Source organism: Paraburkholderia sp. EG286B (genome assembly GCF_040965655.1).
Taxonomy (GTDB): domain Bacteria; phylum Pseudomonadota; class Gammaproteobacteria; order Burkholderiales; family Burkholderiaceae; genus Paraburkholderia.
Map to the genome: position 1 here is coordinate 76,396 of NZ_JBFRCF010000005.1, position 22,355 is coordinate 98,750.

Annotated in this window: 21 protein-coding genes and 3 pseudogenes; 12 read left to right on the forward strand and 12 right to left on the reverse strand. The window is 64.9% G+C overall.

Features of this window, described 5'->3' with window-relative positions:
- Positions 1-124: 124 nt before the first annotated feature.
- From AB4Y42_RS11880 to gtdA, 4 genes are all read right to left on the reverse strand, one after another.
- Positions 125-1,333: a 3-hydroxybenzoate 6-monooxygenase gene (locus tag AB4Y42_RS11880; protein WP_368688796.1), complete on the reverse strand. Its 1,209-nt coding sequence runs from the start codon at positions 1,331-1,333 to the stop codon at positions 125-127.
- A gap of 43 nt (positions 1,334-1,376) precedes the next feature.
- On the reverse strand, positions 1,377-2,027 hold the full coding sequence (gene maiA, locus AB4Y42_RS11885) for a maleylacetoacetate isomerase (protein WP_368688797.1): 651 nt from the start codon (positions 2,025-2,027) through the stop codon (positions 1,377-1,379).
- A 29-nt stretch (positions 2,028-2,056) separates the two neighbouring features.
- On the reverse strand, positions 2,057-2,755 hold the full coding sequence (locus AB4Y42_RS11890; protein WP_368694267.1) for a fumarylacetoacetate hydrolase family protein: 699 nt from the start codon (positions 2,753-2,755) through the stop codon (positions 2,057-2,059).
- Positions 2,756-2,850: 95 nt separating this feature from the next.
- A complete protein-coding gene (gtdA, locus tag AB4Y42_RS11895) occupies positions 2,851-3,900 on the reverse strand; it encodes a gentisate 1,2-dioxygenase (protein WP_368694526.1) in 1,050 nt (349 codons plus the stop codon).
- Positions 3,901-4,057: 157 nt separating this feature from the next.
- Here gtdA and AB4Y42_RS11900 point away from each other — a divergent pair, with 157 nt between their 5' ends.
- Together AB4Y42_RS11900 and AB4Y42_RS11905 are read left to right on the forward strand one after the other, a co-directional pair.
- A complete protein-coding gene (locus AB4Y42_RS11900) occupies positions 4,058-4,999 on the forward strand; it encodes a LysR substrate-binding domain-containing protein (protein ID WP_368688799.1) in 942 nt (313 codons plus the stop codon).
- Between the two features lie 106 nt (positions 5,000-5,105).
- Positions 5,106-6,113 carry an aldo/keto reductase gene (locus AB4Y42_RS11905; protein ID WP_368694268.1) on the forward strand — a complete coding sequence of 336 codons (1,008 nt, stop codon included), beginning with the start codon at positions 5,106-5,108 and terminating at the stop codon, positions 6,111-6,113.
- Positions 6,114-6,134: 21 nt separating this feature from the next.
- Here AB4Y42_RS11905 and AB4Y42_RS11910 read toward each other — a convergent pair whose 3' ends face one another.
- Positions 6,135-7,028 carry a LysR family transcriptional regulator gene (locus AB4Y42_RS11910; RefSeq protein ID WP_368688801.1) on the reverse strand — a complete coding sequence of 298 codons (894 nt, stop codon included), beginning with the start codon at positions 7,026-7,028 and terminating at the stop codon, positions 6,135-6,137.
- Positions 7,029-7,066: 38 nt separating this feature from the next.
- Positions 7,067-8,665 carry an MFS transporter gene (locus tag AB4Y42_RS11915; protein WP_368694527.1) on the reverse strand — a complete coding sequence of 533 codons (1,599 nt, stop codon included), beginning with the start codon at positions 8,663-8,665 and terminating at the stop codon, positions 7,067-7,069.
- A gap of 152 nt (positions 8,666-8,817) precedes the next feature.
- Here AB4Y42_RS11915 and AB4Y42_RS11920 point away from each other — a divergent pair, with 152 nt between their 5' ends.
- Together AB4Y42_RS11920 and AB4Y42_RS11925 are read left to right on the forward strand one after the other, a co-directional pair.
- Complete coding sequence (locus tag AB4Y42_RS11920) at positions 8,818-9,708, forward strand: LysR substrate-binding domain-containing protein (protein WP_368694269.1); 891 nt, start codon at positions 8,818-8,820, stop codon at positions 9,706-9,708.
- 350 nt (positions 9,709-10,058) lie between these two features.
- Positions 10,059-10,342, forward strand: a pseudogene (locus AB4Y42_RS11925) (SulP family inorganic anion transporter); the annotation flags it as partial.
- On the opposite strand, the pseudogene AB4Y42_RS11930 reads toward AB4Y42_RS11925, so the two are convergent.
- Positions 10,339-10,539: pseudogene (locus tag AB4Y42_RS11930) on the reverse strand (sodium-independent anion transporter); the annotation flags it as partial. The pseudogenes AB4Y42_RS11925 and AB4Y42_RS11930 sit on opposite strands and share 4 nt — an antisense overlap.
- 47 nt (positions 10,540-10,586) lie before the next feature.
- On the opposite strand from AB4Y42_RS11930, the gene AB4Y42_RS11935 reads away from it, so the two are divergent.
- The gene (locus AB4Y42_RS11935; RefSeq protein WP_368694270.1) at positions 10,587-10,985 is read left to right on the forward strand and encodes an STAS domain-containing protein; all 399 of its coding nucleotides are present in this window, start codon (positions 10,587-10,589) and stop codon (positions 10,983-10,985) included.
- Between the two features lie 70 nt (positions 10,986-11,055).
- On the opposite strand, the gene AB4Y42_RS11940 is transcribed toward AB4Y42_RS11935, so the two are convergent.
- From AB4Y42_RS11940 to AB4Y42_RS11955, 4 genes and pseudogenes are all read right to left on the reverse strand, one after another.
- Positions 11,056-11,700 carry a hypothetical protein gene (locus AB4Y42_RS11940; protein WP_368694271.1) on the reverse strand — a complete coding sequence of 215 codons (645 nt, stop codon included), beginning with the start codon at positions 11,698-11,700 and terminating at the stop codon, positions 11,056-11,058.
- Positions 11,701-11,981: 281 nt separating this feature from the next.
- On the reverse strand, positions 11,982-12,353 hold the full coding sequence (locus tag AB4Y42_RS11945) for a translation initiation factor Sui1 (protein ID WP_368694272.1): 372 nt from the start codon (positions 12,351-12,353) through the stop codon (positions 11,982-11,984).
- Positions 12,354-12,468: 115 nt separating this feature from the next.
- Positions 12,469-12,648: pseudogene (locus tag AB4Y42_RS11950) on the reverse strand (cysteine hydrolase); the annotation flags it as partial.
- Between the two features lie 170 nt (positions 12,649-12,818).
- The gene (locus AB4Y42_RS11955) at positions 12,819-14,498 is read right to left on the reverse strand and encodes an ABC-F family ATP-binding cassette domain-containing protein (RefSeq protein ID WP_368694273.1); all 1,680 of its coding nucleotides are present in this window, start codon (positions 14,496-14,498) and stop codon (positions 12,819-12,821) included.
- 1,548 nt (positions 14,499-16,046) lie between these two features.
- Between AB4Y42_RS11955 and AB4Y42_RS11960 the strand changes: the two genes are divergently transcribed.
- Both AB4Y42_RS11960 and AB4Y42_RS11965 read left to right on the forward strand, forming a co-directional pair.
- Positions 16,047-16,490, forward strand: coding sequence for a MerR family transcriptional regulator (locus tag AB4Y42_RS11960; RefSeq protein WP_368694274.1), 444 nt, complete (start codon positions 16,047-16,049; stop codon positions 16,488-16,490).
- Positions 16,474-16,815 (forward strand): carboxymuconolactone decarboxylase family protein, encoded by a 342-nt coding sequence (locus tag AB4Y42_RS11965; protein WP_368688808.1) that lies wholly within the window; start codon positions 16,474-16,476, stop codon positions 16,813-16,815. Before AB4Y42_RS11960 ends, AB4Y42_RS11965 begins: the two co-directional genes overlap by 17 nt.
- Here AB4Y42_RS11965 and AB4Y42_RS11970 read toward each other — a convergent pair.
- On the reverse strand, positions 16,769-17,620 hold the full coding sequence (locus AB4Y42_RS11970) for an alpha/beta fold hydrolase (RefSeq protein WP_368694275.1): 852 nt from the start codon (positions 17,618-17,620) through the stop codon (positions 16,769-16,771). The genes AB4Y42_RS11965 and AB4Y42_RS11970 overlap by 47 nt on opposite strands.
- A 115-nt stretch (positions 17,621-17,735) precedes the next feature.
- Here AB4Y42_RS11970 and AB4Y42_RS11975 point away from each other — a divergent pair, with 115 nt between their 5' ends.
- The 5 genes from AB4Y42_RS11975 to AB4Y42_RS11995 all read left to right on the forward strand — a co-directional run bounded on the left by AB4Y42_RS11975 (position 17,736) and on the right by AB4Y42_RS11995 (position 22,330).
- Positions 17,736-18,653 carry a LysR family transcriptional regulator gene (locus AB4Y42_RS11975; RefSeq protein ID WP_368694276.1) on the forward strand — a complete coding sequence of 306 codons (918 nt, stop codon included), beginning with the start codon at positions 17,736-17,738 and terminating at the stop codon, positions 18,651-18,653.
- A 132-nt stretch (positions 18,654-18,785) separates the two neighbouring features.
- Positions 18,786-19,553 carry a class II aldolase/adducin family protein gene (locus tag AB4Y42_RS11980; protein ID WP_368694277.1) on the forward strand — a complete coding sequence of 256 codons (768 nt, stop codon included), beginning with the start codon at positions 18,786-18,788 and terminating at the stop codon, positions 19,551-19,553.
- A gap of 65 nt (positions 19,554-19,618) precedes the next feature.
- A complete protein-coding gene (locus tag AB4Y42_RS11985) occupies positions 19,619-20,518 on the forward strand; it encodes a LysR family transcriptional regulator (RefSeq protein WP_368694278.1) in 900 nt (299 codons plus the stop codon).
- A 95-nt stretch (positions 20,519-20,613) separates the two neighbouring features.
- Positions 20,614-21,288 carry a histidine phosphatase family protein gene (locus tag AB4Y42_RS11990; protein ID WP_368688813.1) on the forward strand — a complete coding sequence of 225 codons (675 nt, stop codon included), beginning with the start codon at positions 20,614-20,616 and terminating at the stop codon, positions 21,286-21,288.
- Positions 21,289-21,310: 22 nt separating this feature from the next.
- A complete protein-coding gene (locus AB4Y42_RS11995) occupies positions 21,311-22,330 on the forward strand; it encodes a phosphotransferase (protein WP_368694279.1) in 1,020 nt (339 codons plus the stop codon).
- Positions 22,331-22,355: the final 25 nt, after the last annotated feature.

Sequence of the window (22,355 nt, forward strand, 5' to 3'; positions counted from 1 at the left end):
GCAAAGAAAGTAGGTGCCGCCCCGCACAGGGGCAACGCCTGCACACCGACGCGAAAACAAGGAAAGGCCAAAACGGCCAGAAACCACGGCCAAAGCCCAGGAAAACCTCAAACGCACTAGCGGCTCAAACCGCGCCAGAATCGAGACAGTTCTCATCACTCCACCCATAAAGCCACTGCAGCGAGTCATAAAACTGCTCCTGGCTGCGCCCCACCCACATCGCATTGCGCACGAGCCGATCCACGCCCTTGGCGTGATAAATACGCCCCATCTCACGCGCAGAGTAAAGCACACGCGCCGTCCGCGGAATACGCGCCGCCTCATACCGCTTGAACGCCTCGACGAAATCGCCATCCGCAGCCTTGACGGCAACGCCCAGCGTGACCGCATCCTCTAGCGCCTGGCAAGCGCCCTGCGCCACATACTGCGTCATCGGGTGCGCAGCATCGCCGAGTATCGTCGCACGCCCGAAGCTCCATTGCTCGACCGGATCGCGGTCGGCCGTGGCCCAGCGCTTCCACGACGTCGGGCGGTCGAGCATCTGCCGCGGCAACGCGTCGACTCCTTCGAAGTACGAAAGGACTTCTTCCTTGCTGCCGTCGCGCACGCCCCAGACTTCCTGCTCCCGGCTATGAAAGGTCACGACGAGGTTGTACTGCCGGCCGCCGCGCAGCGGATAGTGCACGAGGTGGCAGTGCGGCCCCGCCCACACCACGGGCGCGTTGATCTGCAGATCCTTCGGCATGTTCTCCACGTCGACCACGGCGCGGTAGACCACGTGGCCCGTCACGCGCGGTTCGTCGCCGATCAGCGCCGCGCGCACCGCGGACTTCACGCCGTCGCAGCCGATCACGGCGTCGGCGCTGTAGCGCTCGCCATGCTGGTCGATCACGGTTACGCCGTGCTCGTTCTGTTCGAGCGACTTGATCTGCGTGTCGGTGCGGAACTGGATGAGCGGATTGTCCTTCACCGCTTCGAGAATCGACAGATGAATGTCCGCGCGATGAATCACGCCATATGGATTGCCAAAGCGCTCGCGAAAGCGCTCGCTCGTTTCGATGCGCGCGACGGGCTTCGCGTTGGTCGCGTCCATGAGTGTGAGCGAGTCCGTGAACACGGCGCGATTGCGCGCCGCCTCGCCCGCGCCGAGCGCGTCGAGCGCCGTGAACGCATTGGGGCCGAGCTGGATGCCCGCGCCGATCTCGCCGATCTGCGGGGCCTGTTCGAGCAGCAGCACGCGGACGTCGGCCCGCGCGAGCGCAAGCGCCGCGGCAAGGCCGCCGATGCCGCCGCCCACCACGATCGCGCTGCGTCTGGCGTTGGATGATTGCATGTCTTGTCTCCTGAATGACTTGTTTGAGGCCCGCGGCGCGCGGCTAGGCGGTGTAATCGGGCTGACGCCGTGGCTCGGCCGCTGCGAATGCGGGATGCTCGCAGGCGTGCCGGTAGACAGCCATGCTGCGCGGGTAAGCGGACAAATCGCAGTCCATGCGCAACGCGTTGGCGATCTGCGGCACGAGGCAGCAGTCGGCCAGCGTGGGCGCCGCGCCGAAGCACCACGGTCCATCGTGCGACCCGGCGGCCTGCGCGAGCAGACGCTCCACGCCTGCCATGCCTTGCGCGACCCAGTGCCGATACCACACGCTCTTCTGCTCCGGCGTCACGCCCAGCACATCCTGCAGATACTTGAGCACGCGCAGGTTGTTGACGGGATGCATGTCGCAGCCGATCAGGTACGCGAGTTCGAGCACGCGCGCACGCGCTTGCGGCTCCGCTGGAATCAGACGCGGCTCGGGATAGCGCGCATCGAGCCAGTCGATGATGGCGAGCGACTGGCCCAGATGGAAGTCGCCTTCGACGATCGCGGGCACCGTTGCCGAAGCGTTGATGTGCTCGACGTACTGCGGCGCGCGATGCTCGCCGGTGCGGATGTTGACGCCGAGATACTCATGTTCGACGCCCTTGAGCCGCAACGCGATGCGCACGCGGTACGAAGTCGAGCTATTGAAGAAGCTGTAGAGCTGCACGATGGACTTTCCTGTAGAACGGATGCAGCTCAAACCACCTTCACGGTCAGCTCGCCCAGGCGCTCGACGCCCACCTTCATGGTGTCGCCGGCCTTCACGGGGCCCACGCCTTCGGGCGTGCCGGTGAAGATCACGTCGCCCGGTTCGAGGCGGAAGAACTTCGAGAGATACGAAACCGTTTCGGCCACTGACCAGATGAGGTGCGAGACGTCGCTCTTCTGCTTCGTTTCGCCGTTGACGGTGAGCCACAGGCCTGCTTTCTCGAAGTGGCCGGCTTCGCTCGCCGGATGCACCGGGCCCACCGGCGCGGAAAGATCGAACGCCTTGCCGATCTCCCAGGGGCGGCCCATTTCACGCATCTTCATCTGCAGGTCGCGGCGCGTCATGTCGAGACCCACGGCGTAGCCCCACACGTGCGAGAGCGCGTGTTCCCCGGCGATGTCCGAGCCCGCCTTGCCGATCACCGCCACGAGTTCGGCTTCGTAGTGGTAGTTCTGCGTTTGCGCCGGATACGGCAGTTCGAGCGTTTCGCCGTAGGCGACCGGCACGATGGCGTTATCGGGCTTGCAGAAGAAGAAGGGCGGCTCGCGATCCGAGTCGAAGCCCATTTCGCGCGCATGCGCGGCGTAATTGCGGCCCACGCAGTACACGCGGCGCACGGCGAACTGATCGGTCGAGCCGGCGACGGCAAGGGCGACAGGCGCCTCGGGCTGGAAAACGAATGCCATGATGGTTGCTCTTTGAGAGAGTGAACAGATTGATAGGGATGCCGAAGCAAGCTGCGCGCGCGTATCGAGGCGGACGCGCGCTCGCCGTCGAAGCGTTAGCCGATGCGTTCTTCGCGCAGCAGATTGAGCGCGGCGAGCACGGGGCGATCGGAGTAGCTGAAGAGCACCGCGTCACTTTCAGCTTCGAGTTGGACCGGCACCCACGAGGGCGCGACGAACACGTCGTGCGGGTCGAACGTGAAGCGTTCCTCGCCGATGCGCACCGCGCCGCTGCCTTCCACCACGCAATAGACGGTCGAATCGGTGCTGCGGTAGGTCTTGCCCTTGAAGCCCTTCGGCAGGAACTGCATGAAGGTCGCCATGGTGGGCATGGGCCAGCCGCCCGTGGCCGGATTCACGTAGCGCAGCTTGACGCCGTCCCAGCCGTCGAGTTCGCCACCGCGGTAGAGCGTGTCGAGCGCTTCGCGGCTGCGCGCATACGGGTAGCTGAAGATCGGCGAGGTCGGATCGCTCACCGTATGGCGTACCGGCAGCATGTTGTGGCCGAAGCGCGCGAAACTATCGCCCTCGGTGCGCGCAATGGGCTGCGTGGCCTCGGGGTAGTTCTCGGCGAAGCCCGCGTCGAGATGCGCGATGAGCGGAATGTCCAGACCGTCGAGCCACACCACTGGCTCGCCGCCTTCCTCGACGGACGGGTTGCCGTGATCGTGCCAGGTCCACGAGGGCGTGATGATGAAGTCGCCGGGGTGCATGGTGGTGCGCTCGCCGTTCACGGCCGTCCACGCGCCCTTGCCTTCGACGATGAAGCGCAGCGCCGACTGCGTATGGCGATGGCTCGGCGCGATCTCACCGGGCAGGATCAGCTGCAGGCCGGCATACAGATTGGGTGTGAGACTCGACTTGCCGGGCAGACCGGGATTTTCGAGCACGAGCACGCGCCGGATCGCCTCTTCGGCGCTGATGACCGAGCCCGCCTGCATGACGAGCTCGCGCAGCTGCGCGTACTTCCAGATGGCGGGCAGGGCCTGCGGACGCGGCGACTTCGGCACGAGGGCGTGCAGCGACTCCCAGAGCGGCGACATGCCGCTGCGCGCGATCTGCGCATAGTAGGCATCGCGTTCGGGCGTGGTTGTGCTGGCGGACATGCTGGACATGCGAGTCTCCTTTATTCCTGTGTATTCGTCGGCACGGCGTTTGGCCTGCATTGCCGTTGAACGAATTTATAAGCCAGCGAGCCATATCCAGTAAAATCATGATTTCTTCTTATCCATATGTTTTTTGGTATAGCTAAGTGGGGGACACATGGACTGGACACATCGCCTGCGTCTGCGGCACCTGCAGATGCTGCTTTCCGTGGCGCAGACCGGCAATCTGAGCCAGTCGGCCGAGGCGCTCAACACCACCCAGCCGGCGCTGTCCAAGTGGCTCAAGGACCTCGAAGCCGACATCGGCTTGCCGCTCTTCGAGCGCCACGCGCGCGGCCTGCGGCCTACGCCCTATGGCGAGGCGCTGATCGAGCATGCGCGGCGCATCGAGGGCCATCTCGACAGCGCGCGCGACGACATGGATGCGCTGCGCGAGGGCGGCAGCGGGCTGATTTCGATCGGCACGTCGGGTGTTTCGGCGGCGGACACGGTGCCGCTCGCGGTCGCGCGGCTCGTCGAGGCCATGCCGCGCGCGCAGGTGCGCCTCGTCGAAAGCACGATGAACCTCATGATGCCGGCGCTCGTCCATGGCGACCTCGATATCGTGGTGGGACGCGCGGCCAGTGCGCAAGTCGACCCGACGCTCGAAATGGAAACGCTCTATCGCGACCCGGTGAACTTCGTCGTGGGGCTCGGGCATCCGCTCGCAAAACGCCGCAAGCTGGACTGGCCCGATCTGTTCGAGTATGCGTGGATCGTCTGGCCGGCCGGCACGCCCATTCGGACGGCGCTCGAAACGGCGCTCGCCGCGGCGGGGCGCAGCATGCCGCGCCACACCGTGGAGTCGAATTCGTCGATGCTCAACGTGACGCTCCTGAACCAGACGCACCTGATCGGCGTGGCCTCGCATCGCGCGGCCGTGCGCTTCTCGCGGCTGAACGTGCTGCGCGTGCTCGCCATGCCGATGCCCCTCGCCAGTTCGGGCGGGGTGGCGATGTACTGGCGGCGCGACAGCGTGAGCCGCGCGGCGGTGGCGCTGGCGCTGGATTGTCTGCGCGAGAGCGCGAACCTGCCGGCGGAGGGCGCGGTCCTTCAATAGCGTTTCATGAATCCCATTCATGAAAGCATGCGCGATCCGGGCCTTTATTGAAAAGCGACTACGTATTTAAATCCCTACTTTGGCAACTAGCTCGAAGTGAGAGGATATGGACTATCGGAATCTGGGCCGCAGTGCGCTCAAGGTTTCCCCGCTGTGCCTCGGCGCGATGATGTTCGGCGGCGAGACCGACGAGGCCGCGTCGAAGCGCATCATCGACAAGGCCTTCGAACAGGGGATCAATTTCATCGATACGGCCGACGTGTATCACGCGGGCCGCTCGGAAGAAATCGTCGGCCGCGCCATCGCGGCGCAGCGCGACAGCTGGGTCGTCGCGACGAAATTCGGTTTCCCGTTCGCACAGGGGCCGAATGAGCAGGGGCAGTCGCGCAAGTGGATCTACCAGTCGGTGGAGGCGAGCCTGAAGCGCCTCGGGACCGACTATATCGACATCCTCTACTTTCACCGCGCGCTGCCCGACGTGCCGCTCGACGAAGCCGTGCGCGCCGTGGGCGATCTGATCCGCCAGGGCAAGGTGCGCTACTTCGGCGTGTCGAATTTCCGTGGCTGGCGCATTGCCGAGATCGTGCGCCTCGCGGACCAGATGGGCATGGACCGGCCCGTGGCAAGCGAGCCGCTGTATAACATCGTCGATCGAACGGCCGAGGTCGAGCAGTTGCCCGCGGCCGCGCATTACGGGCTGGGCGTGGTGCCCTATAGTCCGCTCGCGCGCGGCGTACTGACCGGCAAGTACGCCGTCGATGCACCGCCGCCCGGCGACAGTCGCGCGGGCCGCGGCGACCGGCGCATCCACCAGACGGAGTGGCGCACCGAGTCACTGCGGATTGCGAGCGAGATCGCGAACTACGCCGCGCAGCGCGGCACGACGCCTGTCGCGTTCGCGCTCGCCTGGGTGCTCAAGAATCGCCACGTCAGTTCGACGATCGCCGGTCCGCGCACCGAAGCGCATTGGGACAGCTATATCGACGCGCTGAACCTCCAGCTCGGCCCCGATGACGAAACGTTCGTCGACAGCCTCGTGGCGCCGGGGCATGCCTCTACGCCGGGATATACGGATCCGGGCTATCCGGTCGAAGGGCGCAAGTCCGGTAGTTAATCGGCACCAGGGCGCGCTACGCTACGCGCGATAGCGCAGCGCGTCGATCACGAGCGCGAGCGCGCGCGACGACTGTCGCCGGCTCGGGTAAAACGCGTGATAGCCCGGAAATACCGGGCACCAGTCCTTGAGCACGCTTTTCAGGCGGCCTGCGCGGAGGAACGGCAACGCGGCGTTCTCGGGAACGAACGCGAGGCCGTGACCGTCCAGCGCGGCGTTGAGCATTTGCGGCATGGCGTTGAACGTGAGCTGGCCGTCCACGCGCACTTGCAGCGCATGCTCGTCTTTCTTGAGTTCCCATGCGTACAGGCCACCCGACGACGTGAGCCGCAGCGTAATGCAGTTGTGCTTGAGCAGATCCTGCGGCGCGCGCGGCGCCTTGTGCGTGGCGAAATAATCGGGAGAACCGACGATTGCCATCTTGACGTCCGGCCCGATGCGCACCGCGATCATGTCTTTCTCGACCTGATCGCCCAGGCGCACGCCAATATCGTAGCGATCGGCGACGATGTCGCGCAGGCCGTAGTCCACGGTGATCTCGACCTTGATGTCGGGATAGTCGGCGACGAGCGGGCGCAGCTTCGGCCAGATCACCGTGTCGATGGGATGATCGATCGCGGTGATGCGGATGGTGCCCGCGGGCTTGTCGCGCAGTTCGGTGAGGGCGGCAAGCTCGGCGTCGATCTGCTCGAAGCGCGGCGAGAGCGCCTGAAAGAGCCGCTCGCCGGCTTCCGTGGTGGCGACGCTGCGCGTGGTGCGCGTGAGCAGACGCAGGCCGAGGCGCGTTTCGAGGCTGCGGATGGTGTGGCTCAGCGCCGACTGCGAGACGCCGAGCTGCGCGGCCGCGCGCGTGAAGCTGCGCTCGCGCGCGACGGCGAGAAACGCAAGAAGATCGCTGAAGTTTTCACGCGCCATGATGGGGTTCGCTGTGGGGGCGGGTGGAGCGAATCGTATCAAACACGCGAACGGGAGTGTGCCTCGCCTCCTTCATGCACGATCGTTGCGGTGTGCTCCGGCAAATCCGCTTGCACGGCGCTTGCTGCGCGCGTCCGCCCCAGGAACACGAGCACCGCGATAGCGCAGCCAAGCGTCAGCGCAGCCAGCCCCATCAGCAGCACCGAAAAGGCATCGGCATAGGCCGCACGCAACGCGGACACTGGCACTCCCGGCAGCCACGCCGCAGCCTGCGCGAGGTCGCCCGCCGCGAGTCTTGCCGACGTCTGCGCAAGCGCGCCCGCGTCGGCATGAACGTGGACCGCTGCGAGCAGCCGGGTTTGCGTGAGCGCGGCCAGCAGCGCGCTCACGCAGGCCAGCGCGATCCCTTCGCCCGCCACGCGCGTCGTGCTGAAGATGCCGGTGGCCATGCCCGCGCGCTCCTTCGGCACGACGCTCACGGAGAGGCCGTCCATCAAGCCCCAGGGCATGGCCGCGCCGGTGCCGATCGCGAGCATCGGCCCGATCGCGGACGCATTCGCACCGCCGCGCAACGCCAGCGCCAGCGCGTACAGCCCCGCGGCCGCAATGGCCAGGCCGATGCCCGAGACCACGCCCGGCGAGAGCCAGCGCGTGAGCACCGCCGCCGCGAGCGGCACGACCAGCATGGGCGCAGAGAGCGCGAGCATGAGCCAGCCCGCGTCGATCTCGCGGTAGCCCTCTACGCCGATGAGCCGTAGCGGCAGCACGACGAGCAGCACGACGTAGCAGAAGCAGGTCGCGATGGGCAGCAGCTGAACGCCCACGAAGCGCGGATAGCGAAAGAGCGAGAGATCGAGCATGGGGCGCGCGATGCGTCTTTCGATTGCCACGAAAGCGCACGCCAGCAGCACGGAAGCGGCCAGCAAACCCGCCACGAGGGGCTCGGTCCAACCGCGGCTGGGTGCTTCGATCACGCCGTACGTGAAGCACGAAAGCGTTGCCGTGAAGGTGAGCGTGCCGGGCCAGTCGAGTCCGCGCGCGTTCGGGTCGCGCGACTCGCGCATGCGTGGTACACCGAATACGAGCGCGAACGCGCCTGCCACGGCGCCGGTCGCGAACACCGCGCGCCAGCCGAGGCGCTCGATCAGGAGCCCGGCGATCACGGGCCCGAACGCGAGCCCGAGGCCGAAGGTCGTGCCGAGCAAGCTGAATGCGCGGGTGCGGGCGTGGCCGTCGAACTCCTGCGCGAGCGCCGCGGTGCCGCCTGCCAGCGCCGCCGCGGCGGACACGCCTTGCGCCGCGCGCAGCAGGTCGAGCGAGAGGAGCGTAGGCGCACACGCGAGCGCAAGCGAAGCCAGCGTAAAACCCGTCACGCCGAATGCGAACACGCGCTTGCGCCCGTACTGGTCCGCAAGCGTGCCTGCCGCCATCAGCAGACTGCCGAAGGCGAGCATGAACGCATTGGTGACCCAGGCGAGGGCGGCGGGGGCGCTGGCGGCGTCGCGCGCGAACGCGCGGCCGATGGCGGGGGTGGCCACGGCCCCACCCGAGAAAGCGAGCGGCAAGGCGAGGCCGGCGAGGCAGACGGCCGCCAGGATGGCGACGCGGCGCGACGCCTCGTTGTCGTTGCGGGAAATCGTCACGAAAAAGGCTCCAGAGGTCGCCGGGCGCGCGCCGGCCGGAGCGAACTACGATAATGCGCAAGCGTGCGCAGAAAAACAGGCTGGCGTTCCGCAGATTGCGGAATGCGATTCGCGAATCGTTGCGCGCGGGACGACTCGAATACGCTATGGACAATCTCAACGGCATCGTCGCTTTCGTGCGCGTCTCGCAGGCGCTCAGCTTCGTCGAGGCGGGACACGCACTCGGCATCTCGGCCTCGGCGGTCGGCAAGAGCATTGCGCGGCTCGAGCAGTCGCTCGGCGTGCGGCTCTTTCACCGCACGACACGCCGCATCACACTCACCGAGGAAGGGCAACTGTTCTACGAGCGCTGCCATCGCATGCTCGAAGAATTGCGCGATACGCGGGAACTGCTTTCGGCGGCAGCCCAGACGCCGCGCGGGCGCCTGCGGGTGAGCCTGCCCGCCATCGGCTATCGCTTTCTGCTGCCGGTGCTGCCCGAATTCGCGCAGCGCTACCCGGAAATCGAACTCGATCTGGACTTCAACGACCGGCTCGTCGATCTCGTGGAAGGCGGCTTCGACGCCGCCATCCGCAGCGGGGCGCTCAACGATTCCAGCCTGATGGCGCGGCGTCTCGGGCCGTTTCGCTTCGTGCTTGCCGCGGCGCCCGCTTATCTCGCGCGCGCGGGCGTGCCGCGCACGCTGGGCGATCTCGCAGCGCACGCGTGCGTGCGTTACCGGTTTCCCACGACGGGCAAGCTCCAGCCGTGGGACCTCGCCACGGGAAAGGACGCGCCGCCGGCATTACGCGCCGCGCTCGTCTGCAACAACATGGAGGCCTTGCGCGGGGCGGTGGAGGCGGGCTTCGGCATCGGCTACATGCCGGACTTCCTCGCTCGCGACGCGCTGGCGGCGGGCACGCTCGCAACGGTGCTCGACGCGGCCTGCGAAGCGCCGGGCCAGTTCTCGATCCTCTGGCCCTCCAGCCGGCACCTTACGCCGCGCCTGCGCGCGTTCGTCGACTTCGCCTGCGAGCGGCTCTTCAAGGCGCCCTGAGCCGTCCGCCCAACCCGCGGCCTCGCCGGCAACCTGACGGCAGTCATGCCAGGATGCGCCCTTTCGCCCGTCCGGATCATGGCGCACGCTCACCCGCGAGCGCCGCACGGACCTCGCGGGCCCTCGAGGCGGCGCCATGCCGCCGCCTCGCACCCCGCCTTGTCCCCGCCCCCCCTTCGAGCCAACGCGACGCGTGGGGCGTGGCAACGACATCCAGCCAATCCGCTGTAAATCCATACCGCTACATGGAATCCGACCGTTCCGGCTCGCGCCGTTCTTCCCGTTCTTCGTTGCTGCGTAGCGAACTGCTCGCCGGCATCACGTCGTCGTTTGCGCTCGTGCCCGAGTGAATCGCCTTCGCACTCGTCGCGCGCGTCAACCCGCTCGCGGGCCTGTACGGCGCGTTCTTCATCTGCACGATCACGGCGCTGTTCGGCGGCCGGCCCGGGATGATTTCGGGCGCGGCACCGGGTCGATGGCCGTGGTGATCGTCGCGCTCGTGGTTCAGCATGGGCCGCAGTATCTGTTCGCCACGGTCGTGCTGAGCGGCCTCGTCATGATGCTGTTCGGCGCGCTGCGCCTCGGCAAGCTGATCCGCATGGTGCCGCATCCGGTGATGCCCGGCTTCGTCAACCCCACGCCGATGATGGCCACGAGCGCCGGCGGCGCGGCCTTCGTCACGCGCGGCAGCACGAACACGATCGCCACGGTGAACGCGACGAGCCCCGCCATGAGCGCGAGCGCCGGGCCGCGCATCCATTGCGGCCCCTGCGGACCGGGCACCTTGAAGTGCTCGAACTGCGCGCGCGCAATGATGAACGCGAGGCCATGCGCGCGAATTCCGCTGCGATATTCGCGATACGGCGTCGGGCGAGCGCGTGTATGCGCCGCGCGGCACGCTGTTTTTCGCCTCGGCCACCCACTTCCAGATGCTATTCGATATGCAGAACGATCCCGCTCACATCACGATCGACTGCGCGCATCTGCACGTGGCGGACCATTCGGCCATTGCCGCTCTCGAAGCGGTGCAGGGGCGCTACGAGCGCGCGGGAGTAAGTGGGCAGGCAATGGCTGACGAACTGGAAAGCGTCCGCGAAAACGCCGCAACGACGGCGGACACGTCCACGTGCCGGCTACGTGCTGCAGAAAATCCTCACGTATTCCCGATTCCCTATGCCGATTCCATGATCCTGGTCGGGTTCATCTTCGAACTGGAGCGTGAGTTCCGACAATTGGTGGTGTCACCTGTGGAAATGCCCTGGCTGAAAGGCGCATAGAGACTGCTGGAGCGCCCTCAAGTTCGGATACGGTAGTTTGCGCCCGAGGAACGGGGCCCGCAGAACTCGCCTAATTATTGATATTCTCCTCGCAATCCTTCCAGTAGCGCAGCGGATCGCCATGTTGTGGGTAACGTGAACTGAGCCACAGTGACAGCCGGCCCCAATCCGGATGATGGGTACCCGTTTTCGCGGACCAGATTGACGATCTCTCAAGAATCTGGCCGTTTCCTCGATCACGGACAACCAGGCTGCCGAGCCCGCTTGAACTGTTCGCCTGCGACTCAACCAGATACCTAGGAAGAATCCGGAGTTCAGCGTCCTCGGCCCACCCAAAAAGGGCGCGGACCACGCCAGTGGAATCGCGCAACTCTATGGGGCCACTTTGCGGACGAACGGCAGTCCATCCCTCAGGAAATTCGGCGACAACCTGGCTTTCCTCCTCCCGTACCCACCTCACGCGCCATGCGCGCACCATCGCCTCGCGCAAGGCGGATATCGACGCGTATCCAGCAGGCAATGCGATCGCTAGCGGGAGCGTAATGAGGTTGTCTTTCCAGAGTTTGGCTTCGTCGTCGACGCGCCTGATCTCGGTGAACGTCCCTGCGTCGAATGGGTTCTCGGGCCGACTCGACGTAGTTGCGTTCGAGGCGGGAAGCCCCTCGAAGAGTCGTTCAGCATCAAGACGCGTGAGTTTCGTCTTTCCTTTCTTCATTTGTCCCTCTGCAGCATGATTGATGTCTCGCGAATACCCTGGCCCCGACAGCCGAAGTCACACGTGTTTGAACGGGCGCATGATCTTGTCTGGCGCTATCCGTCTCGCGCGGCTTGTGTCGTCATCCGCGCGCCCAGAGAGTGGTGGGATCGATCCGTGGTGGATTGGATGACAGTGACGGGCAGCGCTCGCTTGCGAGATGACGTTCCCGATAGACGATATTGGCGTGTTACCGCCCGAGCGTGGTCGATTGCGCTTTTTGCCTGCGCCAACCGAAGGAATTAGCCCCCGGCGCGCTTCACCCGATGACCGGACTTTTTGAGCTCTTCGATAATACGGTCACAATGGTCGCCTTGCACTTCAATCGTGCCATCCTTGACCGTTCCACCCGAGCCGCAGGCGGCGCGCAACTGTTTGCCCAGCGAGGCCAGGGCGACGGGGTCGAGCGCCAACCCTCTCACGACCGTCACGCTCTTCCCGCCTCGACCTTTGGTCTCGCGAACTACCCGCGCGACGCTGTCCCCTGCGGGTTGTGTACTGGCAATCGTCTTGCATATACATTCTGCGACCGTGCGCCGGCACTCGGGGCACATCCGCCCGCCGTCTGTGGAGTAAACGAGGCCACCCTTCGAACTGCTCTTGACGATAGGCATACACAAGGACATAAAGACCAGCAACCGGCGAGTTTAGCAGGTTGCGTTTGCTTGCTCCTGAGCTACGCGGAATGAACCTCTGGTCATGGCTCCCGGTGCACCACACCTGTGCGCTCGCGAACTCGTCCGTCTCGAGCGGGCCATTGAATTTCCATGCGCGATCGGTCGGATAAAAATAATGTGGCGAGATGAAAACACTGAACTTCGCTGCTTTCGCGGCCCTGAATATCCGCAGCATGTTTGCTACGGTCCGGTTCTCCGTCACGCTGGCTCCAACCGCGTCCCAGTTCTTCCCAGGAGGCCGTGGCGAGCACGTCTTCAATGAGGTCGATGTGAATCGCGCACAGTAAAGTCTGTACGGAACAATTCGCATGCGATCGCATCGCAGCACTCGCGGACTCTTCGCGACGATCGAGGCGCAATTGCCGCTGCTCGACAACCCCTACCGAAATCCTGGGCTGGATCTCAGGCGATAACCTTCTGCTCTGCGTCGGCCTGCTCTCGCATGCGACGGGCTTCGTCGCGCAGGAACTGCTGGTAATCGTCCAGATCACCGTCGAAGGGTTCGACGCCGCCCTTGGTGACCAGCCAGAATTCGTCACAGACGGCGCGAAGCAGGGCCCGGTCGTGACTGACCAGCATCACCGTGCCTTCAAATTCGTTGAGCGCCATGGCCAGCGCTTCGCGTGTAGCAAGGTCGAGGTGGTTGGTAGGCTCGTCGAGCAGCAGCAGGTTGGGGCGCTGCCACACGATCATGCACAACACGAGCCGCGCCTTTTCGCCGCCGCTCATCGTGCTCACTGCCTGGTGGACCGTGTCGCCACTGAAGTTGAAGGTGCCGAGGAAGGTGCGAAGCGATTGCTCGGTGCCGCTCTGGCCTGGGGCGCGCAAGTGCGCCGGTGTGTCCCTGGCGAGGCGGATCATGTGTTCCATCGGCGTGTCGAGCGGGCGCAGCACGTCCAGCTCCTGCTGGGCGAAATAGCCGATGTTCAGGCCTTTGCCTTCGCTGATTTCGCCGGCAATCGGCTTCAGCGCGTGCGCTACCGTCTTCACGAGTGTGGACTTGCCCTGGCCGTTGGCACCGAGAATGCCGATGCGCTGCCCGGCCAGCACGGAACGATTGATGCCCCGCACGATGACCGTAGGCGGCGTGCCCGGCAGTGCGTCAGCCGGCGCGGGGTAGCCGAAGCTCGCCTCCAGCATCGACAACAGCGGGTTCGGGACGTTGAGGGGTTCCTTGAATTCGAAGTTGAACTCCGCTTCCGCAAGCACCGGTGCGATCTTCTCCATGCGTTCGAGCGCTTTGACCCGGCTCTGCGCCTGTTTTGCCTTCGAGGCCTTGGCCTTGAAACGGTCGATGAACTTCTGCAGGTGGGCGATCTTGTCCGCCTGCCTGGCCATCGCGGCCTGCTGCAACTCGAGCTGCTCGGCGCGCATGTCTTCGAACTTGCTGTAGTTGCCGCCATAGCGCACCAGCTTGGCGTTGTCGACGTGCACCGTCACCTGCGTTACCGCGTCGAGGAATTCGCGGTCATGGCTGATCACGACCAGGGTTCCCTGATAGCGCTTGAGCCAGGCTTCCAGCCAAACCAGCGCGTCCAGGTCAAGGTGATTGGTTGGCTCGTCGAGCAGCAACAGGTCGGACGGGCACATCAGCGCGCGCGCCAGTTGCAGTCGCATGCGCCAGCCGCCGGAAAAACTGTTGACCGGCTGATCAAGCTGCGCGGCCGTAAAGCCCAGTCCCAGGATCAGCGCCTGGGCACGTGCGGGGGCATCGTGTGCGCCGGCGTCGTGCAGGGCCATGTAGGCGTGCGCCATGCGCATGCCGTCGTCGCTGGCCTCGGCGGCGGCGACTTCGGCCTGTGCGGCGAGCAGCACGGTGTCACCTTCGACTACGAAGTCAGTCGCGCCCTGCTCGGTCTCCGGCATTTCCTGTGCGACCTGGCCCATCCTCCATGCAGCTGGAATCGAGGACTCGCCGCTGTCTTCGTGCAGCGTACCGTTGAGAAGGCCGAAGAAGGACGACTTGCCGGCGCCATTGCGGCCGACAAGACCAATCTTTTCGCCGGGGGTGAAAGTGACGGACGCGCGGTCGAGCACGACTTTAACGCCGCGGCGCAGCGTGACATTACGGACGGAAATCATAAGGAGCGACTTCGGAGAGGAATGGCATGATAGCCGACTGGAAGCACAGGGCCGTCTTTTTTGAGCCGCTTGCGCTTTGCGGCGCCCATGGGTCACAAGGCAAGGGACGCCCTGACGCACCACGCGGACCGGCTGCGGGGCCAGCGAATATCGTGCTGAATGGCGGCTCTAGTCGAGCCCAAACGGTCACAGGATTCAGCGCCATGCCAATGACAGCTTCCAAGGTATAACGGTCGCCGTCGACTTGATAGGCCAGCAGTGATTGATGGGAGGCGCGACAGGCTGTGTGAGCTTGCCCACGCTATTCGTCTGGTTCGGCTTGTTACGTCTTGTTACAACTCCTAGACTGCATTCCACATTGGCCGCGGGGGCGGTCAAGATGAGAAGGAAAAAGCTGCTGACGGGGACGGCAGCTGCGGCCATGATCGGGCAGCGCGCTCGCGGGGTGCGGCACTGAGATGCACGCGCGAGACCATGAGGGGGCTCACGACGTATTCGTAGCCCGCGAGCGCGCAAAACGGCGACGTGGCAGATGTAGAAGCCAATTTCAGGGGACACGTCTTGAACGAGTTGCTCAGCGAGAGCCAGCAAAAACTGGCCGTCGAACCCGGTCGTCGTTCAGTCAACATCCAGTCCGCGAGCCGCTCCTCGCGAATGCGCACGCAGTGCGACGTAGAGGGCGCACTTTGCCTTAGACGCGTGCGTTCGGGTGGGAGCGGTCGCGCTCGACGTCGTGATGTGGGGTGTCTTCAGTTCGGTGTTTTTCAGTAGCGCAATTTGCATTCTTTTGAATGACTATGCCGGCGCGCGCGTAGTGCCGGTGCTATCGCTCGCCGTCGACGGCACTGTCCACATCACGCACGGAAAACACACGTCCTGCGCACTCGTCCTTGACGCGTCGACACCAGTCGTCCTGGACGACAAACGGATCCGCACTTTACCGATGCCGTGCTCGCTGGCCTATCGGCACAACGATTCTTTCGAGAACAGGTACGACGTGCAGATCAATCCCGGGCTGCTCGGGGCCCCGTTCGTACAGTCAATCTCAGTGCACGAGTGACCGCGGCGTCACCCCCTCAATCCGCGTGAGAATCGACGCACCCGCGCCCCACGCCTCAATCATGTGGCGCTTGCCATGGCGTCCTCGGCATCAGTGAGACGAGCGTGTATGGCGAAACTCGCTGCGCTGGGTGCTCCGTGCGACGCCTCCAGCGGGCTCGCCTGACCGGGACAGAGAGCCCCACGCGCGACTTTCGCGACGCCAGACATATACTTCGCGTGGACAATGGGCCTTCGGTCATCCCGTGTCCGAAGCCTACTGTTGGCGCAGCGATTGCACGTGCATGAGGGCCGCCGGGACCAGGTCGACTAGAAAACTTCCATTGTCATTTTAATTTTCGAGTTCTATTGGCAGGGCAGGGGCAAGAGTTCTCAAGTCTATTGCTCGTTTTCTCGGGTCTATTGTGCAGGGACACGCCCGCGCAAAAAAAGCTTGACCTGGAGTGCACTCGAAGTCTCACCATTCAGAACGTCGATGAGGAGAAGCGCATGAAGATTGGCGAACTGGCCGCGCTCACGGGCCTTTCGGCCCACACGATTCGCTACTACGAACGCATCGGGCTGATTCCCTATGCGGTGCGCAACGAAACGGGCCAGCGTGCTTACGACCGCTCGGTGCTCGAATGGATCGAGTTTCTGGGCCGTCTGAAGACCACGGGCATGCCGATTCAGGGCATGTTGCGCTATGCGCAACTGCGTGCGGCGGGCAAGGCAACCGAGCGCGAGCGCGGCGAATTGCTGGCGGCGCATCGCGAAGCGGTGCGTGCGCAGGTGGCGGAACTCCAGGCGTGTCTTCTCGTCCTCGACAACAAGATCGAAGGTTATTCCCACGCCATGCAAAGGAACGAGAATGCACACCACGATGAATCAGCACAGCGACGCCCACCAGGAAAGCCGCCTCGCAAGAGGCAAGCGCATGCTCTCGGCGATTGACGGCAGCGGCGGCGAGCACGTGATCGACTCGCTTGCCGACATCGCGCCGGATTTCGCGCAGTATCTGCTCGAATTTCCCTTCGGCGACATCTACGCGCGGCCGGGTCTCGACCTGCGCTCGCGCGAGATCGCCACCATCGCGGCGCTTACGGCGATCGGCCACGCGCAGCCGCAGCTCAAGGTCCATATCGCGGCGGGCCTGAATGTGGGCCTCACGCGCGAGGAGATCGTCGAGACGATCATGCAGATGGCCGTCTATGCGGGCTTTCCGGCGGCGCTCAACGGCCTGTTCGCGGCGCGCGAGGTGTTTGCCCAAGGGGGTTGAGGTGTGCGCGGCATGCGTCGGCGCGATCCTGGATCGCGCCGACGAACCGCGCAATGACCCGCGCCACGTCGGCCGGCGCCTCCAGCGGCGACAAGTGTCCCGTTCCAGGCAGGATGTGCATCGCCGCGTGCGGGATGCGCGGCAGCAGTTCCGCCTGCAGCGTCGCCACGCGATCCACCTGGTCAAGCTCGCCTGAAATGACGATGGTCGGCACGTCGATGCATGCCACCGCTTCGGTGATGTCTTCGCGCATGGCCACGTTCGGCCAGGCCGCCCTGGCCTGCGGCGCGGCCTTCAGGCTGTCCTCGATGACTTGCTCGCGGCGGGCGGCGTCGAGCGGTTTTGCGGTCAGCACGTGATCGATGACGTATTCGACCGATGCGCGCGATTGATACGCGCCGGTCAACGTCGCGCGCTGCTCGTCCGACAGCATCATCGGCGACGGCGGCGATGGCGCCACGAGCACGAGGCCTTCGAGCCCGTCTGGCCGACGCGATGCGATCAGTTGCGCGACCTTGCCGCCCATCGAATGCCCGACGAGGACGTAGCGCGGCAGACCCAGCGCCTCGATGACACCCTCGGCGTCGGCGGCGAGATCGGCGATCCGGTAGCCGTCAGCAGGCGCCTCGGAATCGCCCCAGCCGCGGTGATCGGTGGCCACGATCCGATAGCGGTCGGACAGTTCGCTCGCTACGCCATCCCATGTGCGCGACGAGCCGCCGTAGTAGTGCAGGCACACCAGCGCCAGCTCGCCGCTGCCTTGCTGCCTGACGTGTATCCGCGTGCCGTTCGACTCGATTTCCATTTCCAGGCTCCTTCCCGGTTGGGTGATGGATGCATCGTAGATTCAAGCCTTGGCTTTGATAATTGCCGTTCCAGTGTGGTCAGCCGATAATCGGATGATCGAATCGGAGGATGCAATGGACCGACTGACGAGTCTCGGCGTCTTTGTCGCCGCCGTAGAGGAGGGCAGCCTCGCCGCGGCGGCGCGGCGCTTCGGGTTGTCGGCCGCGATGGCCGGCAAGCACGTGAGCGCAATCGAGGCCGAACTGAATGCGCGGCTGCTCCAGCGAACGACGCGGCGCCTGAGCCTGACCGATGTCGGCCACACCTATTACGAGCGCTGCAAGCGGATTCTCGAAGCGTTCGACGAAGCGAACCGGGAGGCAAGCGATTCCCAGCTCACGGCGCGCGGCGTGCTGCGCGTCGCCGCGCCGGTGACGTTCGGCGCGATGCATCTGGGCGGGGTCGTCGCGCGCTATCTGGAGGACCATCCGCACGTGAACGTGGAGGTGCTGCTCGGGGACCGCTACGTTGACCTCATCGATGCGGGCGTCGATGTCGCGATCCGGATCGGACGGCTGCAGGACCCGGGACTCGTGACGCGCCGGCTGGCACCGTGCCGGATGGTCGTGTGTGCGTCGCCCGCGTATCTCGAGCGCCATGGCACCCCGCGCACTCCCGACGACCTGCGGCGCGCGCAGCGCCTCGCCTTCAGCGAGGCCGTCTCGGCCGGCGACTGGACCCTGCTCGACGCGAGCAGCCGCGCACACGTCATCGACGGACCGTGCCGGCTGGCGGCCAGCAATACACAGATGCTGCTCGGTGCCGCGCTGGCCGGAGCCGGCATCGCCTATGGTCCGACCTTCGTGTTCGGCGAGCACCTCGGGCGCGGCGAACTGGTGGCGCTGCTGCCGGACTATCGCGCGACCGAGCTGGCGATTCAGGCGGTGTATCCGGGCGTGCGGCGCATACCGCTCAAGGTGCACCGGTTCGTCGATTACCTCGCGGAGACGTTTGGCGACGAACCGCCCTGGGATCACAAGGCGATGCCTTAAACGAGCGCTATCGAATGGCATGTGCCAGCCGCGGTTGAATGGAGTTGTCGCCTGGCCGACAATCTTTCGGCGAGTCCGCACGCATCATGAGGACTCTCTGGAGTTCACGAAACCCAACCAAGGAGCGTCGACATGGCTTCACCCTGTGTCAATGTCAAGAACGACGTGTCACCCGCCGAATGGGAGGCGCGCGTCAATCTGGCAGCTGCTTATCGCCTCACCGCGCTGTTCGGCTGGGACGATCTGGTGTTTACCCATATCTCGGCGCGCGTGCCCGGCCCGGAGCATCATTTCCTGATCAACCCGTACGGCATGATGTTCGAGGAAATCACGGCGTCCTCGCTGGTGAAGATCGACCTCGACGGCCGCAAGGCCAGCGAGTCGCCGTACGACATCAATCCGGCTGGCTTCACGATTCACAGCGCCGTGCATGCAGCACGTGACGACGCGCACTGCGTGATGCACACCCATTCGATCAACGGCGTTGCCGTGTCGGCCCAGGAGGCGGGACTGCTGCCGCTCTCGCAGCAGTCGCTCGGGGTGTTGGCGTCGCTCGGTTACCACGACTACGAGGGCCTTGCCCTGAACGAAGCCGAAAAGCCGCGTCTGGTTCGAGACCTCGGCGACAAGATGTATCTGATGTTGCGTAACCACGGACTGCTGACTGTCGGCAGCACGCCGGCGGACGCCTTTGTCGCGATGTACTTCTTCGAGGCGGCCTGCATGATCCAGGTGCGCGCGCAGTCGGGCGGCACAAAGCTGACGCCAATCGCGCAGCCGATTCTCGACGGCTTCAAGCAGCAGATCGTGGCGGTGACGCGCGGCGTCATGCCAGGGGCGCTCGTCTGGCCCGGACTGCTGCGCCGGCTCGATCGAGCCTGTCCGGGGTATGCGGACTGACGTTCGAGACGACGCGATCCGCGCTCGATTGACGGCATTGCGATGGGCCGGTTAGGCTCGGGGCCATGCGCCCATCCAAAGTCGATCTGAATCTCTTCGTCGTGTTCGAGGCCGTCTATCGAACGCGTAACCTCACGCGCGCGGCGGAGTTGCTGTTCATCACGCAGCCCGCCGTGAGCAACGCGCTCGCGCGCATGCGCAAGGCATTCGACGATCCGTTGTTCGTGAGCACGCCGGCTGGCATGATGCCCACGCCGGTTTCCGAAAATATCATTGGGCGCGTGCGCGAGGCGCTGCAGTTGCTCGATTCGAGCACCCACGCCGGTGAACGCTTCGATCCGGCCTCGTCGCAGCGAACCTTCCGGCTCAGCATGAACGACCTGACCGAGACCATGCTGCTGCCTGCGCTGGAGGAGGTGTTGCAGCGTCTTGCGCCGGGCATCCGCATCGAGAGCTACTTCACGACGCGCCGCGACGTTCCCGAAGCGCTGGCGAGCGGCGCGGTCCATCTGGCGATCGACGCGCCGCTCATCGACGATCCGTACCTCGAGCAGGAGCCGATGGGCCGCGACCGTTATGCGTGCATGCTGCGCCAGGGCCATCCGTTCGCGAGGAAGAAGCTCACGATCGACGACTACCTGCGCTTGGGCCATATCCATGTGTCCAGCCGCCGGCAGGGACCCGGTCTCGTCGATGCCGAACTCAACAAGCTGGGACTCCGCCGCACCATCCAGACCCGCGTTCAGCATTATCTCGTCGCGCCCTTGATCGCGATGCGCACTGATCTCGTCCTGACTGCGCCTCTCATGTTGCTCAAGCGCTATGACGCACGCATCCTGGCGCTGCCGTTCGATCTCCCCGATCTCGAGACGCATGGCTACTGGCACCGCAGCGTCACGGCCGATCCGGCGCATCGCTGGCTGCGCGAGCAGATTGGCCGTCTCATGCGCAAGCAGCGACCGTAGGTGTCACGAATCGTTATGGCGCAGTATCACCAGAATAAATTTCCTGAATAGTCTGTGTGCCAGTATCGTTGCCGTCATGTTCAGATGAGGTTGGCATGGCGGAACTCTTCCTGGTACGGCACGGGCAGGCGTCGTTCGGCGCCGAAAACTATGACGAGCTTTCAGCTTGCGGTGTTACCCAGTCGCGCTGGCTGGGCGAATATTGCGCGCAGGCGGGGCTGACGTTCGATCGTGTCGTGACCGGCACGATGCGGCGCCACGCGCAGACCGCCGACGCGTTGCTCACCGCGATGGGCGGCGCGACAGTGGAGGTCGTACAGGACGCGGATCTGAACGAGTACGATTTTCAAGCCCTCTTTTCCGCGCTCGGCGAGAGCGGACTCGCGCCCGGGCTTTTGGCCGAAGGCTCGATGAAGCACTTCTACAAGGGGCTCAAGCAGGTCTTGCAGCTTTGGTCCGAAGATAAGCTGCCCGGGCGCATTCCCGAGACCTGGGGGCAGTTCCAGGCGCGCTGCGAGCGTGCGCGTCTCGCCATTCAGCGCAGCGGCGGCAAGCGCATTCTGGTGGTGAGTTCGGGCGGACCGATCGCCGTGTTCACGCAGCAGGTTCTGCAGGCGCCGGCTGCCGCCGCCATCGCGCTCAACATGCAGATCCGCAACAGCAGCGTGAGCCAGTACGTCTTCAACGACAGCGCCATGTCGCTGCTCACCTTCAACACCTTGCCGCATCTCGAACAGGCCGAGAGGCGCGAACACGTCACCTATGGCTGATTCGAATCCGGATTCCCGCTCCATGATGAATGCAAGTCTTCAGTTCGATGCCGATGCACTCGCGCGCTATCTGACCGCGCACGTGCCCGGCTTTCACGGGCCGATGGTCGTCGAGAAGTTCGCTGGCGGACAATCGAACCCCACGTTTCTTCTCGAGGCGCAAAGCGGCCGCTATGTGCTGCGGCGTCAGCCGCCGGGCGAACTGCTCAAGTCCGCGCATGCGGTGGACCGCGAATTCCGCGTGCTGAGCGCGCTCGGCAACACGCCGGTTCCCGTTGCGCGGGCCTTGCATCTTTGCGAAGACCGCGACGTGATCGGCAGCCTGTTCTACGTGATGAGCTTCGAAGAGGGCGAAATCTACTGGGACCCGTCGTTGCCAGCGTTGCCCGTTGAAGCGCGCGGCGCTGTGTACGACGCGCTGATCGGCACGATGGCGGCCCTGCACGATGTCGATGTCGAGGCCGTTGGCCTCGCCGACTACGGCCGCGCGGGCAACTACTTCTCACGGCAGATCGAAGTCTGGACGAAGCAATATCGCGCGGCGCAGACCGACGACCTCGACGCCATGGAAGCGCTGATCGACTGGCTGCCGGCGCACTGTCCGGCCGAAGCGGGCAAGCCTTCGCTCGTGCACGGCGACTTTCGCATCGACAACCTGATCTTCCACCGCGGCACGCCGAAGGTTCGCGCCGTGCTCGACTGGGAACTCTCCACGCTCGGCAATCCGCTCGCCGACCTCGCGTACTTCTGCATGTGCCTGCGGCTGCCGCCCAAAGGCCATATCGGTGGTCTCGCGGGGCTGGACAGGGCGGCGCTTGGCGTGCCGGACGAGGCCGCGATCGTCGAGCGGTATTGCCGCTTGCGGGGAATCGGGCCGATCGAGCACTGGAATTTTTACCTGGCGTTCAGCTTCTTCCGGCTGGCCGCCATCGCGCAGGGTGTGAAGAAACGTGCGCTGGGCGGCAACGCATCGCATGAGAAGGCGCGCCAGGTGGGTGAAATGGCCGGTGCGCTCGCGAAGATGGGTGTGGATGTCATCTGACGCCAGGCATTTGACGCGGACACGC

Coding starts and splice junctions, on each gene's coding strand:
- AB4Y42_RS11960 (WP_368694274.1), top strand. CDS start 16,047: ATGAAGATTGGCGAACTGGCCGCGCTCACGGGCCTTTCGGCCCACACG.
- gtdA (WP_368694526.1), bottom strand. CDS start 3,900: ATGTCCGCCAGCACAACCACGCCCGAACGCGATGCCTACTATGCGCAG.
- AB4Y42_RS11995 (WP_368694279.1), top strand. CDS start 21,311: ATGATGAATGCAAGTCTTCAGTTCGATGCCGATGCACTCGCGCGCTAT.
- AB4Y42_RS11910 (WP_368688801.1), bottom strand. CDS start 7,028: ATGGCGCGTGAAAACTTCAGCGATCTTCTTGCGTTTCTCGCCGTCGCG.
- AB4Y42_RS11905 (WP_368694268.1), top strand. CDS start 5,106: ATGGACTATCGGAATCTGGGCCGCAGTGCGCTCAAGGTTTCCCCGCTG.
- AB4Y42_RS11920 (WP_368694269.1), top strand. CDS start 8,818: ATGGACAATCTCAACGGCATCGTCGCTTTCGTGCGCGTCTCGCAGGCG.
- AB4Y42_RS11980 (WP_368694277.1), top strand. CDS start 18,786: ATGGCTTCACCCTGTGTCAATGTCAAGAACGACGTGTCACCCGCCGAA.
- AB4Y42_RS11900 (WP_368688799.1), top strand. CDS start 4,058: ATGGACTGGACACATCGCCTGCGTCTGCGGCACCTGCAGATGCTGCTT.
- AB4Y42_RS11990 (WP_368688813.1), top strand. CDS start 20,614: ATGGCGGAACTCTTCCTGGTACGGCACGGGCAGGCGTCGTTCGGCGCC.
- AB4Y42_RS11985 (WP_368694278.1), top strand. CDS start 19,619: ATGCGCCCATCCAAAGTCGATCTGAATCTCTTCGTCGTGTTCGAGGCC.
- AB4Y42_RS11965 (WP_368688808.1), top strand. CDS start 16,474: ATGCTCTCGGCGATTGACGGCAGCGGCGGCGAGCACGTGATCGACTCG.
- AB4Y42_RS11975 (WP_368694276.1), top strand. CDS start 17,736: ATGGACCGACTGACGAGTCTCGGCGTCTTTGTCGCCGCCGTAGAGGAG.
- AB4Y42_RS11880 (WP_368688796.1), bottom strand. CDS start 1,333: ATGCAATCATCCAACGCCAGACGCAGCGCGATCGTGGTGGGCGGCGGC.
- AB4Y42_RS11945 (WP_368694272.1), bottom strand. CDS start 12,353: ATGCCTATCGTCAAGAGCAGTTCGAAGGGTGGCCTCGTTTACTCCACA.
- AB4Y42_RS11890 (WP_368694267.1), bottom strand. CDS start 2,755: ATGGCATTCGTTTTCCAGCCCGAGGCGCCTGTCGCCCTTGCCGTCGCC.
- AB4Y42_RS11955 (WP_368694273.1), bottom strand. CDS start 14,498: ATGATTTCCGTCCGTAATGTCACGCTGCGCCGCGGCGTTAAAGTCGTG.
- AB4Y42_RS11940 (WP_368694271.1), bottom strand. CDS start 11,700: ATGAAGAAAGGAAAGACGAAACTCACGCGTCTTGATGCTGAACGACTC.
- AB4Y42_RS11970 (WP_368694275.1), bottom strand. CDS start 17,620: ATGGAAATCGAGTCGAACGGCACGCGGATACACGTCAGGCAGCAAGGC.